At 36.0% G+C, this 13,807-nt stretch carries 15 protein-coding genes; 1 reads left to right on the top strand and 14 read right to left on the bottom strand.

What is annotated here, in order from left to right; all coding sequences use genetic code 11:
* Nucleotides 1-24: 24 nt before the first annotated feature.
* From BFA01S_RS06495 to BFA01S_RS06450, 10 genes are all read right to left on the bottom strand, one after another.
* Nucleotides 25-357, bottom strand: coding sequence for a 4Fe-4S dicluster domain-containing protein (locus BFA01S_RS06495; protein ID WP_066227235.1), 333 nt, complete (start codon nucleotides 355-357; stop codon nucleotides 25-27).
* Entirely contained in the window at nucleotides 357-1,943 is a 1,587-nt protein-coding gene (locus BFA01S_RS06490) for an FAD-dependent oxidoreductase (RefSeq protein WP_066227230.1), read from the bottom strand. Before BFA01S_RS06490 ends, BFA01S_RS06495 begins: the two co-directional genes overlap by 1 nt.
* Nucleotides 1,944-2,016: 73 nt before the next feature.
* Nucleotides 2,017-2,841 carry an ABC transporter permease gene (locus BFA01S_RS06485; RefSeq protein WP_082799884.1) on the bottom strand — a complete coding sequence of 275 codons (825 nt, stop codon included), beginning with the start codon at nucleotides 2,839-2,841 and terminating at the stop codon, nucleotides 2,017-2,019.
* A 26-nt stretch (nucleotides 2,842-2,867) separates the two neighbouring features.
* On the bottom strand, nucleotides 2,868-3,689 hold the full coding sequence (locus BFA01S_RS06480) for an ABC transporter permease (protein ID WP_066227223.1): 822 nt from the start codon (nucleotides 3,687-3,689) through the stop codon (nucleotides 2,868-2,870).
* Nucleotides 3,690-4,317: 628 nt separating this feature from the next.
* Complete coding sequence (locus BFA01S_RS06475) at nucleotides 4,318-5,763, bottom strand: DEAD/DEAH box helicase (RefSeq protein ID WP_066227220.1); 1,446 nt, start codon at nucleotides 5,761-5,763, stop codon at nucleotides 4,318-4,320.
* A 103-nt stretch (nucleotides 5,764-5,866) separates the two neighbouring features.
* Nucleotides 5,867-6,067, bottom strand: coding sequence for a cold-shock protein (locus BFA01S_RS06470; protein WP_066227217.1), 201 nt, complete (start codon nucleotides 6,065-6,067; stop codon nucleotides 5,867-5,869).
* Nucleotides 6,068-6,245: 178 nt separating this feature from the next.
* Nucleotides 6,246-7,157: an alpha/beta hydrolase gene (locus BFA01S_RS06465; RefSeq protein WP_169800441.1), complete on the bottom strand. Its 912-nt coding sequence runs from the start codon at nucleotides 7,155-7,157 to the stop codon at nucleotides 6,246-6,248.
* Between the two features lie 21 nt (nucleotides 7,158-7,178).
* Nucleotides 7,179-7,382, bottom strand: a complete 204-nt coding sequence (locus BFA01S_RS06460; protein WP_066227210.1) for a hypothetical protein — start codon at nucleotides 7,380-7,382, stop codon at nucleotides 7,179-7,181.
* Nucleotides 7,383-7,453: 71 nt separating this feature from the next.
* The gene (locus BFA01S_RS06455; RefSeq protein ID WP_066227207.1) at nucleotides 7,454-8,107 is read right to left on the bottom strand and encodes a vWA domain-containing protein; all 654 of its coding nucleotides are present in this window, start codon (nucleotides 8,105-8,107) and stop codon (nucleotides 7,454-7,456) included.
* Between the two features lie 77 nt (nucleotides 8,108-8,184).
* Nucleotides 8,185-9,180 (bottom strand): macro domain-containing protein, encoded by a 996-nt coding sequence (locus BFA01S_RS06450; RefSeq protein ID WP_066227204.1) that lies wholly within the window; start codon nucleotides 9,178-9,180, stop codon nucleotides 8,185-8,187.
* A gap of 355 nt (nucleotides 9,181-9,535) precedes the next feature.
* Here BFA01S_RS06450 and BFA01S_RS06445 point away from each other — a divergent pair, with 355 nt between their 5' ends.
* Entirely contained in the window at nucleotides 9,536-9,802 is a 267-nt protein-coding gene (locus BFA01S_RS06445) for a phage holin (RefSeq protein WP_082799880.1), read from the top strand.
* A gap of 69 nt (nucleotides 9,803-9,871) precedes the next feature.
* Here BFA01S_RS06445 and BFA01S_RS06440 read toward each other — a convergent pair whose 3' ends face one another.
* The 4 genes from BFA01S_RS06440 to BFA01S_RS06425 form a co-directional block, all read right to left on the bottom strand.
* Nucleotides 9,872-10,696: a sensor histidine kinase gene (locus tag BFA01S_RS06440; RefSeq protein WP_235842977.1), complete on the bottom strand. Its 825-nt coding sequence runs from the start codon at nucleotides 10,694-10,696 to the stop codon at nucleotides 9,872-9,874.
* Nucleotides 10,697-10,967: 271 nt separating this feature from the next.
* Complete coding sequence (locus BFA01S_RS06435; protein ID WP_066227193.1) at nucleotides 10,968-11,651, bottom strand: response regulator transcription factor; 684 nt, start codon at nucleotides 11,649-11,651, stop codon at nucleotides 10,968-10,970.
* Nucleotides 11,652-11,673: 22 nt separating this feature from the next.
* On the bottom strand, nucleotides 11,674-12,231 hold the full coding sequence (locus BFA01S_RS06430) for a VanZ family protein (protein ID WP_235842976.1): 558 nt from the start codon (nucleotides 12,229-12,231) through the stop codon (nucleotides 11,674-11,676).
* Between the two features lie 1,166 nt (nucleotides 12,232-13,397).
* Nucleotides 13,398-13,775, bottom strand: coding sequence for an SLAP domain-containing protein (locus BFA01S_RS06425; RefSeq protein WP_066227190.1), 378 nt, complete (start codon nucleotides 13,773-13,775; stop codon nucleotides 13,398-13,400).
* Nucleotides 13,776-13,807 lie beyond the last annotated feature (32 nt).

The following is a 13,807-nucleotide window of genomic DNA, read 5'->3' as shown; positions in this document are numbered from 1 at the left end:
TCTGTCCTCCCAGCCGAATAATAATTAAAAGCTTGTACGTTTATATAATTCATACATATATTCATGACTGGAGACAGGTTTTCTCCCACGTCCCCAGCCAACTTTCTTTCGATAATCTCCTATAAATCCTTGTTCCTCTAATAAATCTTCATTTAATGAAACGTTCACTTCTGCTTCTGGAGCGACATATAAGGCATCAGCCGGGCAATACAATTCACACATGAAGCACGTTTGACAATCCGCTTGCCTTGCGATAATCGGCGTATCGTTTTCCACTTTATCAAATACATTTGTTGGACAAACAGACACACATATATTGCACTCTACGCACTTTGTCGTATTTAATATTTCAATCATTACAGTATCGCCTCCTGCTTAACAGACTGCGTTCTAATTGAAATTTCATCTAATCCGCTGCTAATTAAGCGATAATGCTGTTTATCGTCAAGCTGCTGAAAATCGTTCCGTTTATGCATCCCCCTTGATTCTGTACGAGCAAGTGCCGTTTGATACATTAAGCGTGCTGTTATAGCCATAGCAGAAGCTTCTCTTGCTTTAATCGCCTGTTTTTCAATCTTTATTGACTCGCTTCGAATATCTTTCCATACACTATCAAGGCGTTCAATTGATCCTTTTAATCCTTGCTCTGACCGAAATAGATTACGATCATACGGATATACTTCTTCTTGAACTGTACGAATATATTCATTCGTCTTAAATGAGCTCTGCCCATTTCCAGTTTTCGTTAACGGTGAAGATGAAAGGCCAACTACATCACGCTTTTTAGAAAAAATCCCTAAAGAAGCAGCATAATCCGAAGCCCCTTTTCCAGCTAATGTACCGGAAGACATAGCCCAAGCTGCGTTATGGCTTCCACCCCCGGTAAAACCTCCGCAAATAAATTCCCGTGTAGCAGCATCACCGGCTGCATATAAACCAGGTATTTTAGTTGCGCATGTCTGATCAATAAGATTAATACCGCCAGTACCTCTAACAGTGCCTTCAAGACGTAAAGTAATTGAGAACTTATCTTTAAATGGATTGATCCCCAAACGGTCAAAAGGAAGAAAAAAGTTTGTTTGTGCAACTCGTAACAATGGCTGGAGATCTTCTGGAACCTTATCTAAAACTGCATATACTTTACGATTTTGCAATAAATTTTTCGCAATAACTGAACGGCCGCTAGTAGAACCGGCACCTTCAATTAGTGAGCCATCTTCATAATAAAAGTTTGCATACCGATAGTAAGCAGTTTTTGTAACAGAAGAAAATTCAGGGGAGATTGCATACGCATTTGAAAACTCCATCCCTGAAAAGTCTGCTCCAGCCTCTGCAGCCAATAAATAACCGTCTCCTGTTAATACGTTGCAGCCGAGTGCTTTACTTAGGAAAGCGCAGCCCCCACTTGCTAGAATAACCGCCCCCGCCTTTACTTTCCACGTTTCTCCTGTTTGCTGCCTTATTCCAGCTGCTCCACCGACCCCCTCATGGTCTGCAAGCAATTCTAGAGCCGGAGAGTGATCTAATATTTTAACACCTGCTTTACGGACAAGCCTTCTCATAAGACGCATATACTCCGGCCCTTGCAGATTTCTAAAATGAGGGTTTCCCTGGTCATTTAATGGAAACGGATAACCCAAATTAAAGAGTTTATTCATATTTTCATATGTTTGATTTAATACTCTATTCATCCAATCATCTTCAGCCAATTTTCCACCTAGTTCAAAGCGGCTTTCCTTCGCTTTTTCCCTTGTCTCTTCATCAGGTTCAACATACCATACCCCTGTTCCAGAAGGAGCTGTTGCACCGCTTGTTCCACAATATCCTTTATCTACAAGGATTACATCAGATCCATTAGCAGCAGCCGTAATAGCTGCCCAAGTTCCAGCCGGACCTCCTCCAATAACAAGGACATCCGCTGTTAATTCAATATCTTTTTTCATTACTTATTCCTCCTGAAAATGCTTTATTTTATAGAAACATTTCCAGATAACTGGTCAATGAGGTTTCTTATTTTCAGCCTTGATAATTATCTCTCCAATAGAGAAATTTCCTTTCCAGTATTCGTACTAAAGAATCAACTAATTTGCCTAAAACAGCAAATATAATAATTCCCATAAAAATTAATTCAGGTACTGAATTCTGTTTCCCTAAGTTAATTAAAAAGCCGATTCCCGCTTGAGAGCCAAGAAGTTCTGCTACTACTAAGCCTAACCATGCAAGCGCTAAGGACAGACGGAGACCAAGTAATATATTCGGTAAAGCAGAAGGCAGGATTAAATAATATATTTTCTTGAATCTGCTAAATTCTAAAATATTTGCAACTTCAAACAATTTATTATCTACATTGCGAATTCCTATAAAAGTATTAATATACAATGGAAAAAAGGCACCTTTTGCAATAATTAAAACTTTTGATGCTTCTCCAAAACCAAGCCATAATATAATAAGCGGGGCTATGGCAAGATGAGGCACCATTCGCAGCATCTGTACACTTGGATCTAACACATACTCCGCTTTATTGGAAAAACCAGTAAGTAATCCAAATAAAAATCCTAAGCTCCCCCCAATAATAAATCCGGCTGCAGCCCGCGAGATACTTATTCCTAAATGAGGACTTAATTCATTTGAAGCAATAAGTTCCCAAAAAGTGACTAAAATAGCACCTGGAGATGGTAAAAAAAATGGAGAAATGATCTCAAAATAACTAACAAATTGCCAGATTGCCAATATAATAGCCGGTAATGCAGCTCCGATGATAAAGTCATTTAGCCAATTAGCCTTCCACCATGGTCTTCCCCTGCTTTTTTGAAGTTCGACTGTATCGAACTCTATTCCCATTTCCCTGCTCACTAGCCCTCACCTCATTATCCTTTATAATTATCTCTCCATCGCAATAGCCTAACTTCAAACAAACGGACAAATGAATCAGTTAATTTTCCAATAACGGCAAATATAATAATTCCAACGAAGACAACGGAAGTCTGATTAAATTGTCTAGCATCAGACATGAGATAGCCAATTCCAGAAGTTGATGCAATTAACTCTGCAACAACAAGCCCAAGCCACGCTACTCCAAGTGATATACGGATGCCTAGTAAAATACTTGGCATCGCTGACGGAATTGTTAATAATTTCACTTTTTCTATTCCCTTAAACTCCAATGTACGCGCAACATCAAACAACTTGTTATCTATATTGCGAATGCCTAGATATGTATGTATGTACAATGGAAAAAAAGCGCCTTTTGCAATAAGCAACACTTTGGATTCTTCACCGATTCCAAACCATAAAATAAATAAGGGAGCAACAGCTAAATGAGGAATCATCCTAATCATTTGAGCAGATGGATCCAATGCTTTTTCTGCTAATTTTGATAACCCAATCAATATTCCAAATACTAATCCAAGGCCTCCTCCTAAAGCGAAGCCCAGTATTGCCCTTCCAATACTAATTTGAAAATGTTTTAATAACTCTCCACTAGCTGTTAAATTACTAAAAGCTTCAATAATCATAAACGGCGTAGGAAAGAGCAAAGTTGAAATGTAACCAAATTGACCTAAAAGTTGCCATAAAGTCAAAAAGCTAAGTGGTAAAATAGAACCAAGTAAGAAAATAGCTAATGGATTTTTCTTACTTATAGACATTCTTTCAGATGACACAGCCATTCTCTTCTCTCCTTTGCTCATACATAGAAACTCTCTGAAACTTATATCTTAAACAAAAAAGATTTCTACGTATAATCTGTAGAAATCTCCAATAGTTTGGTCGATAAAAATCTCCTCATATTAAGATTAGTTAAAAACCTAAGGAAACAAAAAGAGACTTCTATATAAAAATAGAAGTCTCCAAAAGTTTGGTCGACAATTAAATCTAATCCACACTTATCTTATGTGATTAATTTAGATTGATATTATCATAGGCCTTCGTTTAAGTCAATATAATTTTTTCGGAATATATCCACTTAATTGTAACTGATTAGACAGGGGTTCAGACAGCATTTCGGCAAAATTCTACGATGTTTATATAAAAGGGATGGATTCCATTAACGGTAGGTTTTTGACACTGTTTTCGAAGTGTAGTAGTTTTAGAAGTTATATTTACTTCGGAAAAGCGCTCGTTTGGTAAACCTTATATAGCAGCAAATAAAAAGAATCCATTTTGAAAAAGGATTGATCAAAATGGATTCTTTCTATATTTATCGAGAGAACTCTTTTATAAAATAGTTTGATCATTTTAATTTACTTGTTCAATAAGAGCCTCCGTTATAACGAAGACTCTAATGATTACATTATTCAAATGTTTTTTCATTCTCAATTACTTAATAGCTATGCTAACTTTCAATTTCTTTCCTTTGATCGTTGTATTCTCCATAGCTTGTAAGACTAACGATCCTTTTCCGTTAAGAATATCAACATATGACAGGTGATCCTGGATAGTGATAATACCGATATCATCTGCTGTTACTCCAGGAATTTTCGCAATAGTTCCAACGAAATCTACAGCTCGAAGCTTCTTCTTTTTTCCACAGTTGAAATGTAGTTTGATAATATCCTTATTTATTCGTTCTGTTTTATTATTTTTAACAACTCTGCGGCTGCTCGATTTTTCCTCGAAAGCTGTTCTTCCTCTAGTAACTTCCTGATAGGTAGGAGCTTCTATTAGAGGTATATCAAAGCCGATGTATTTCTCAATTGCTTTAATGTATTTTCCTTCATAAGCTGTAGCAAACGTAATTGCCTTTCCTGTATTACCAGCACGGCCAGTTCGTCCTGTCCGATGAACATAGCTTTCCTTTTCCATTGGAACATCATAGTTTATGACAAGTGTTACATTATCAATATCAATTCCTCTTGCAGCTACATCTGTTGCAATAAGATAACGGAAATTCCCTCTTTTGAAACCATCCATAACTGCAAATCGATCTTCTTGCTCTAATCCTCCATGGATTTTTTCACAAGAGTAATTAGATTTTTCTAATTCAGAAAATACAGTATCGACATGTTCTTTCGTTCTGCAAAAAATGATACAGCTATCTGGATTTTCAATGACTGTTACGTTTTTAAGGAGCGAAATTTTTTCTTCTTCTTTCGCTTCGATTAAGCAATGCTCAATTGTTTCTGTAGTTATTCCACTAGAGGCAATCTCAATATTAATAGGATTTTTCATATATTTATGACAAAGATTTTCAACATCTTTTGGTAATGTAGCCGAAAAGACCATCGTCACTCTGTTAGAAGAAAGTTGTTCTATTATTGATTCTACTTCGTCAATAAAGCCCATATTAAGCATTTCATCAGCTTCATCTATGATAAGATACTTGATTTCATCTAAAATGAGAGTACCTCTTTCAATATGATCTATAACACGTCCTGGTGTTCCGACTACTATATGGTTTTTTTGCTTCAATTCTTCCTTTTGTTTAGAGAAAGGCTCTTTTCCATAAACAGCTATACATTTAATTCTTTTAAACCTGCCAATATTCGTTAAATCTTCCCGCACTTGAGCAGCAAGCTCCCTAGTTGGAGTAAGAATTAAGGCTTGTGGCTTTTTTTCTTCCCATTCGATCAATTCACAAACAGGTATACCAAACGATGCTGTCTTGCCGCTCCCAGTTTGGGATTTTACAACGAGATCTTGATTTTGAATTGCTCTTGGTATTACTTCACTTTGAACTTCTGTCGGAGTTTTATATTTTAATCCAGCAAGCGCTCGTTTAATTTCATCACTTAAATTATAATTATCAAAAGTTCTTTCACTCATATTTCAACCTCATTTTTATATTGTCTGCCTTATACATAGGATTTTCACAAAGAAATATTATATACAAATAAAAAGGACTCTAAATTTAGAGTCCTTTAAATAATTATGCTTTGTTTACGTTTGTAGCTTGAAGTCCACGTTGACCTTGCTCAGTGTCAAAAGTAACTTTTTGACCTTCGTCTAAAGATTTAAATCCTTCGCCTTGGATAGCTGAGAAATGTACGAATACGTCTTCTCCACCGTCAACTTCGATAAAACCGAAACCTTTTTCTGCGTTAAACCATTTTACTGTACCTTGTTGCATGTTTGTTTCCTCCTGTGCGGATTATTCCCGCAATTTATTACTATAGTTGCTCAATTAGATATCAAAGGCGAAAAGTTTAAATACTTCTTTTTTCCTTACAGACCGAACAAAAATAATTCTTCTTAAGAATAACAGATAAAATTTGTAAAAGCAAACATTAGTTACTATTTATTTATAATTATTTTTTCTCCTTCAATATCTCATCCATATATTCAAACATTTTTAATAATAATTCCTCATTTTCATTAAACAGTTGATGATCGCCGCCGCTTACTATTTGAATCTTACATTCAGGAAACTTTCCTTTAATGAAAGAAAGATTGTGCTTCCAATCAACAGTGCGGTCTTTATCCCCTTGAATGACAAATAATTTCTCATCCAGCGGTAGGTATTCCTTAATCCTTTCGTTCCAGGCTATTAATGATTTAAACCAATCAAGCGGTACTTTATTGTGCTGCAAAGGGTCTTGCTTTACAAACTGTAAGTACTCTTCATTAGAAGAATTATTTTTAAACATCCGGTTCAGTTCATTAGTAACCGAGCTCATAAATGTAAATCCAAGCTTTGAAAGGTTCCAGGCATATGAACGGACGAGAGGTGATACTAAAATAACTTTTTGAAACGGCGAACCGTATTGAAACAAATATTCGATCGTAATTGCCCCGCCGGTACTATGTGAAATGACATATGCAGGCAATGAATTGGACTCTTTTTTCCTTTCATAAACTTCTTTGAAAACATCTACATATTCACTAAAATCTGTTATCATCGACCGTTTTCCAGACGATAGGCCATGTCCTTGCAAGTCATAAGTAATCACTTTATGTTTTCTTCTAGTTAAATAATTAATAAGATTGCTCATAGAACCTGCATGGTCAAAATAGCCATGTACGACATATGTCACTGCTACCGGGTTTAACGGTGAAAAGGTTTGGACGAAAATTCTTTCGCCGCTACATTCTACAAACTCATAGCAATGCTCAATATGATCCGATTCAAGATTATAGAAATTTAAATATATATCCAGATTTCGATTAGTATCGAAAGAAGATTCTCTTAATTTTTCAATAAGTTCTGTTATCTTTTCCATCATTCTTAGTTTGTGCCCTTTTTAATATTCAGCATTCCCTCTGATCAGTTTTAAAAATCCTAAATAATATTTTATCGTTCTTTCATATTCACCACAGGTATTTACATATTTTTGACCAATCTTCTCATTGATCTCTGGAGTGATGCTTGTTTCTCCTTTGTATATACCGTATTTCATCATATTTTCCAATCGGTTATTATACTGTTTTGCAGATTTTTCTTCCATTCCTGATCCCCGTGCTTATGGTGTCTCATCTGCAAATACTGAATAAAATCCATTTTAGGCCTCCCTCTCTTTTATTCATTTCTTGAACGCTCATTATAATCTCTTTCGATTCCCTTTTTCCAGCTTCGGTCAATCTTTTTTCCGCTTCGGAGATTTGTCACAGCTTCACTAACGGCTTCATAATTTAATTGTGTTCCTAAACGGTCGGCATGGTAATCAACCGCAAAGTCCTCACTGATTCCAAATTGTGCAGCAGTTGAAATAGCATCTATATTAGCTCCGAGAAACATAAATTCCCAGCCGTATGTCTCCTTTTGATGCTGGATCATTTTTTTGATTTTCCCCTTTGTGTATTCACAGCTCGCATTTTCCATCCCGTCCGTTGTAATAATAAATAAGACCTTTTCTGCACGTTCCTTCTCACTCGTTCGCTTTTGTACATTAATCATTTTGTGAATAGCAAAACCGATCGCATCTAATAAGGCAGTAGTGCCTCCTACTTCATAATCTTTCTCGGTAATAGCAGATATTCCCCTTATATTTATTCGATCATGTAGCAGTTCGATAGTATGGTCGAATAATAGAGTAGTAATAAACGCTTCTCCTTCTGCTTTTTGCTGTTTCATAAGCATCGCATTATAACCGCCAATTGTATCTGCCTCAAGTCCTGCCATTGAGCCGCTTTTATCTAAAATAAAAACTAATTCTGTTAAATTTCTTTTCATCATTATCATCCTCTATTGTTTGATAAACTTAGGATAACAATAACGTAATGAGAAATGGTCGCTTTGAAAGCGACATTTTAAGCACCGAGCAGCGGCTGATCAAAAGCAAATAAAGCTTCATTAATTTCATGAATATTATAATTGCTCTGCTGAATAAAGAACTCAATGATGACATCAAACTTACTGCTGTGCGATAAAGCATAACCCGCAGCAGTAAGCAGTTCACTTGTTTCTTCTAAATTTAATTTTAAAGCAATTGCAAAGGCAATAGCCGTCTTCTTCTTTGGAGTATAGTCAGTTTCATTTCGAATTTTGGAGAATAACCGGCGGTCAATGTTTGCCCTTTTATATGTCTCTACATCTGTCATTTCTTTTTCATCGATTAAACGAAGCAGTAGCTCAGAAAAAGATTCATCCAGATCATTTAACAGCTCTGTTAAAGAATCACTTTCTATGCCTTTACGAACAATCTCGATTTCTTGCAATTGTTCCATTATGCAATGTTTTTCGCTCTGTCTGCGCTTAAATGTACTCTCTGCTTCTTCTACATAATGTTCATCAATATACTGATGGATAGATGCAAATAACTTCTTGCTTAAGCCGAAAGCTTTCTTGTCAAAAACAACTAAATAAACGAGTATATCATTATGTAATAGAAATGAACTGATAGCAGACACAGCAATCTCCAATGCTTCCTCTTTTGGATAGCCATATATCCCTGTTGAAATGAGCGGAAAAGCGATAGACTCACATTGATACTGCTTTGCCATTTCTAAAGAATGATAGTAAGACGCCTTTAATAAAGAGGCTTCCTCCTTTGTTCCCCCTTGCCAAACAGGTCCTGGTGTATGAATGATAAATTTCGCACTAAGATTAAATCCTTCAGTAATAACAGCTTCTCCAACTTTGCATCCACCGATTTTATCACATGCTTTCTGCAGTTCACCGGCACCCGCTGCATGAAAAATAGCACCGCAGACTCCGCCACCCATTTTTAAGTTTGGATTTGCAGCGTTTACGATCACATCCACATTCATTTTTGTAATATCATTGCGAATGATTTCTAATGGCATACTCTCTGCCTCTCCCTTTTATAAAATGTCTTTTTCTGTACTTCCCTTGTATTAAGAACTGTAACAACTATTTTTTGATTTCTAATAATTGATTTATATCAGGACATTTCCTTTTTTATTTGTATATTTAATTATATCTATTTTTAGTCCCGCTGATTGTCTGTTGAAAAACTTATCAACACTTAGCTATTTATCTTGTATTTTTCTATAACATAACTAAAACCTGCTGTACCTGTCCACTCGCACTATCTAGCATTTGCCTTTTTAGTAGTTTTTGTATAGTTTTCTCATTCCTTTTTCTATTAGTTCACATAGCATATCGTGTTACAAAAATCAGAAAGAAAGGAGTGAGAAAATGATTAACTGGAAAGTCCGTCTTAAGAATACGAAATGGATCATCGGGTTCGTATCCCAATTATTAATTATTGCCCAAATGGCAGTCGTTGGTTTACACCAAGCAGGGGCTATCGACTTTATATGGACAGAAAATATTAATGTATGGGTTTTAGGTTTTACAAATGCGGTACTAGTTGCTCTTTCTATGTTAGGATTCGTTCAGGATCCTACAACGAAAGGTTATTCGGATAGTGAGCAAGCTAAGAGCTATACGGAACCTAAATGAGGAATTTGATGTATTAGGAGGAAAAGCGATACACTTTTTCACAAGTGTATCGCTTTTGGTTTACTTTTTTCATTTTTTCAATAGCTTTATGGTGAAAGCAGTTCTCCCTGGCACACTTGTCACTTCAATCGTACCTCCGTGGAGATCAATTATACTTTTTGCAATCGCTAGACCTAACCCGGAGCCTCCTGTAAATTGAGAACGTGACTTTTCCACACGATAAAATCGTTCAAAAATATGCGGAAGATCTACACCCGGGATGTGTTGACCGTAGTTAATAATTTCAATCTCAACCATTTTTTCATTGTCATTTAGCCTAATATCAAGAAATTTACCATCACTGCCATAACGAATAGCATTTTGAATGAGGTTTTCGAATACCCGTACAAGCTTCGTACCATTTCCTATAATGACTGGATCTGTGGCTGAATTAAATTGTCGCCACTCCATCCCTGCTTCTTCTAACTGAATCTGTGTTTGAACTGCTAATTGATTCAGCAGTTCTTCTATATGAATGGAGTGCTGCTGAATTATAGCCTGTTCATTTTGCATATTAGTATACTCAAAAATGTCATTGATCAGTGTATGTAAACTGTCCGTCTTGGCATGAATCACTTGAATATAGTAGCGAAGCTCCAGTTCATCTCGATAGCGGTCCTCATTAATAAGATCTAAGTAGCCTATAATCGAAGTGAGCGGTGACCTAAGATCGTGAGCTACATTTGTGACAAGTTCATTCTTTAATTGTTCCGCCTTTTTAACATCAAGAATAGCTTGTTCGGATTTTGCAATGATTGTCTGGATTCCTTCAGCAAGTTTCTCGAATTCATGTTTCCCGGAAATAACACCAGAAGTCCATTCTCCTCTTACTAGCTTTTGAACGTCCTCTGTCATTTTTCTTATATAAAAAGCAAAGTATCGTTTCCCTTCATATTGATAAAAAAGCAACAAGTACAGGCACATAATAACTCCGTAAAAAAAGAAAACAAAAACGGAACGAAAATAAGATAATATAAAGAGCAAACTCTCTATAAACCTTGAATTGTCCTCTAAATACCATAAAGCCGGTAAAAGAATCATTACAGTTATGATTGTAAGAAAAAAAGAGAGAAGGAAGTACATTCCTATTTTCCATTTCGGCACAAATCTCCATAGGTGAAGCAGATTATTTTTCAATTTTATACCCTACTCCCCAGACAGTTTGGATAATCGTTTCACCTGGCACAGCTGCTTCGATCTTATCACGAAGGTTGCTAATATGAACCATCACAGTCTTATTTGATCCTTCTCCAGGCTCGTTCCAAACTCTCTCAAAAATTTCCTCTGACGCAAATACACGGCCGGGATGCTTTGCTAGTAAAAATAGAATATCAAATTCAAGCGCCGTCAGTTTTATAACCGTTTCATTTCCACTAACCGTATGACTCTGCTTGTCAATCTGCAGAGATCCAGCATAAAGTAGATCCTCTTCCTTTTCAGCCCGTTCGTAATTTGCCCGGCGCAGTAATGCTTTCACTCTTGCTGTCAGTTCTAAAGGATTAAACGGCTTACTCATATAATCGTCGGCACCTGTCATTAAACCAATGATCTTGTCCATATCCTCCACCTTTGCACTGACCATCAGAATTGGTACATGATTCGTTTTTCGGACCTCTTTGCAAAACTCCAAGCCGTCCATCTTAGGCATCATAATATCTAAAATGATAAGGTCCGCAGGTGTTTTTGCCAAAACCTGAAGAGCCTCTACGCCATCCCCTGCTTTATCAATCACATATCCTTCATTATTTAAGTACACCTCAATCAATTCAGCAATCTGCTGATCATCATCTACAATTAAAATTCTAGTCATTGTTGTTGCCCCCTCTAGCAGATTAGCGCTGAAGCCATTGAAAAAATCTCTTTAATGATGTTATTTTAAATAATCGTTTACAAATAAGAAAACCAATGACAGCCCCTGCCGTATTCGCCAATAAATCATTCACATCTGTGCTTCTTCCATTTCCTAATGTCACGCGAATAAGCAGTTGCAACAACTCAAAAGAAAGACTCAGCATGAAACCAAGTTTTGCCGCCTTTTTAACAGAATCGACGGTCTTACTTAAAAATGGAAGGTACATCCCGAATGGTATGAGCATGATCACGTTCAATAGGAATGTTTTCGCATCAATTGTTAAGATCGGAATGAAATTAATCGTCTTATACCAAGGTGTCTGATTCGCATAGATTCCGATATTCACATCAATAGGAAAAAACACTAAGTGAATAATACTAAGTAAGTATATCTCAAATGAAATTAGAACGATATATTGTCCTATATTTCTCTTTCTTCCTTGGCTTTTGGCTTTCCCTATCAACCAGATCAATCCCAATAGAAAAATAGGACCAAGTACATACCATGACTGAATTGTAAACATAATTGACTTTTCCACACAATTTCCTCCTCAACATCTTTTCTGAATAAATTCAGTATAAGTACCATTTCTAAAGTTTTTTTAAAGAGAAAGTTAAGGATGTCTAAATTGTTTGGAGAGGGATAATTGAAGTGTGATGAAAATGAGTATTTATAGGATTTGAAATTATCTGCAAATCGAAAAAGAATAGCAGAGTCCCGATCGAGATTGGAGACTCTGCTAATTGCATATTTTGTTTGATAGCAGTGGTAGGGGTCGAAATATGTCTTGAAGTATGGATTTAATAAGGGGTAATAATTTTTTATTTATTTTTGGTCTTTATGTTTTTTAATTTTATAAATTTAATTATATTTTATGCTATAAATGTTAATATTTAAACGGGACCTGTGATAGCTCGAGATGGGTGCCCAATTCTTAATTCTTTTGATTCTAAAAAACTCGTCTTGCGGCCGGTCATTAAAGATTCCCTTTTATATTCTTCCTCGGTAACTCTTTTTCAATCTTTTAGGCTTTTATTAACTCTCCTAGAAACATAAATTGCCGTCCTCCTCGCTTTTCTTCTGTTATATATCATAGTCTATATATTAATTAATAGAGTTTTCCTCCTACTTAAGGAACTGGCTCCAGGCATTTATTATTCGAAAGACCTGCCAGATATACAGATGGACACATCTTTTATTAATCTCTATGGATGTTATTTAGTTAATCTACATTGCAGGTTTGTGCTTTAAAACAATGACAACAGTTCGTGAAGTACCCTGTCACTCTGGTCACTTCACAAATAAATTAAGTTCGCAAAGTTTGCCATTGTATCTACTTTGGATATATAACCTATTCCATCCACCAACAACTTGAAGTTCATATGATACCTTGAGCGAATGCGTCCAAATAATGCTATATTTCCACTAAGCTAAGTGATCTTTCGTTAGTCACCCTACTTCACATTTAGATAGCAAGCTTCGATTCTGTTCAATCTCTTGTTTTGAATACTTAAAATCTACAAAAAACTTCCCTCCTTTGCCCATATTATGAGGGAAGTTTATCAAAAATATCTGACCTTATCTATAGACAAAATCTTTTTGCAACACTATGAAAGGAGATACTACTTAAATTGTAATATCTCCTTTCAACAGTTCTTTAAAATATTCAATCCAGCTCCACTTATATAAGTTCACAAATGGGATTTAAAGTATTTCCAACCGTCCATTCTTAAAAGAAGTCCCTATTATATAGCTATCCTTTGGAAATATAAACGTCCAGGGCATACTCACTTGAGGTGGAATAACAAGTGCAGGCAGGGTGAATAGCTTGTCAGCAATCATATTTCCTTTGATACTATAAAGTAATCTTGTGTTATGAAAAGTAAATGGATGATCTGTAAAGTTATGGACCAATACAGACACGAGCAGTTCCTCTTTATGGTTGATTGCTTCCCTTATAGGAGAGCAAACAATGCCGGAACTGTTTAGATGTTTTGTTTCACTAAAGATTCTCTCTATATTTTGCCGGTCATGGGCAGCTAATGCTTTGTCCCAGGAACTTTCAAATTGTAATTGCTGCATAAATAAAACCACCTCTTGAAGGTTCAAGCGAA

The sequence above is a fragment of the Metabacillus fastidiosus NBRC 101226 genome (genome assembly GCF_001591625.1).
Lineage (GTDB): Bacteria > Bacillota > Bacilli > Bacillales > Bacillaceae > Metabacillus > Metabacillus fastidiosus.
This window is presented reverse-complemented; position numbering and strand designations above follow the sequence as displayed.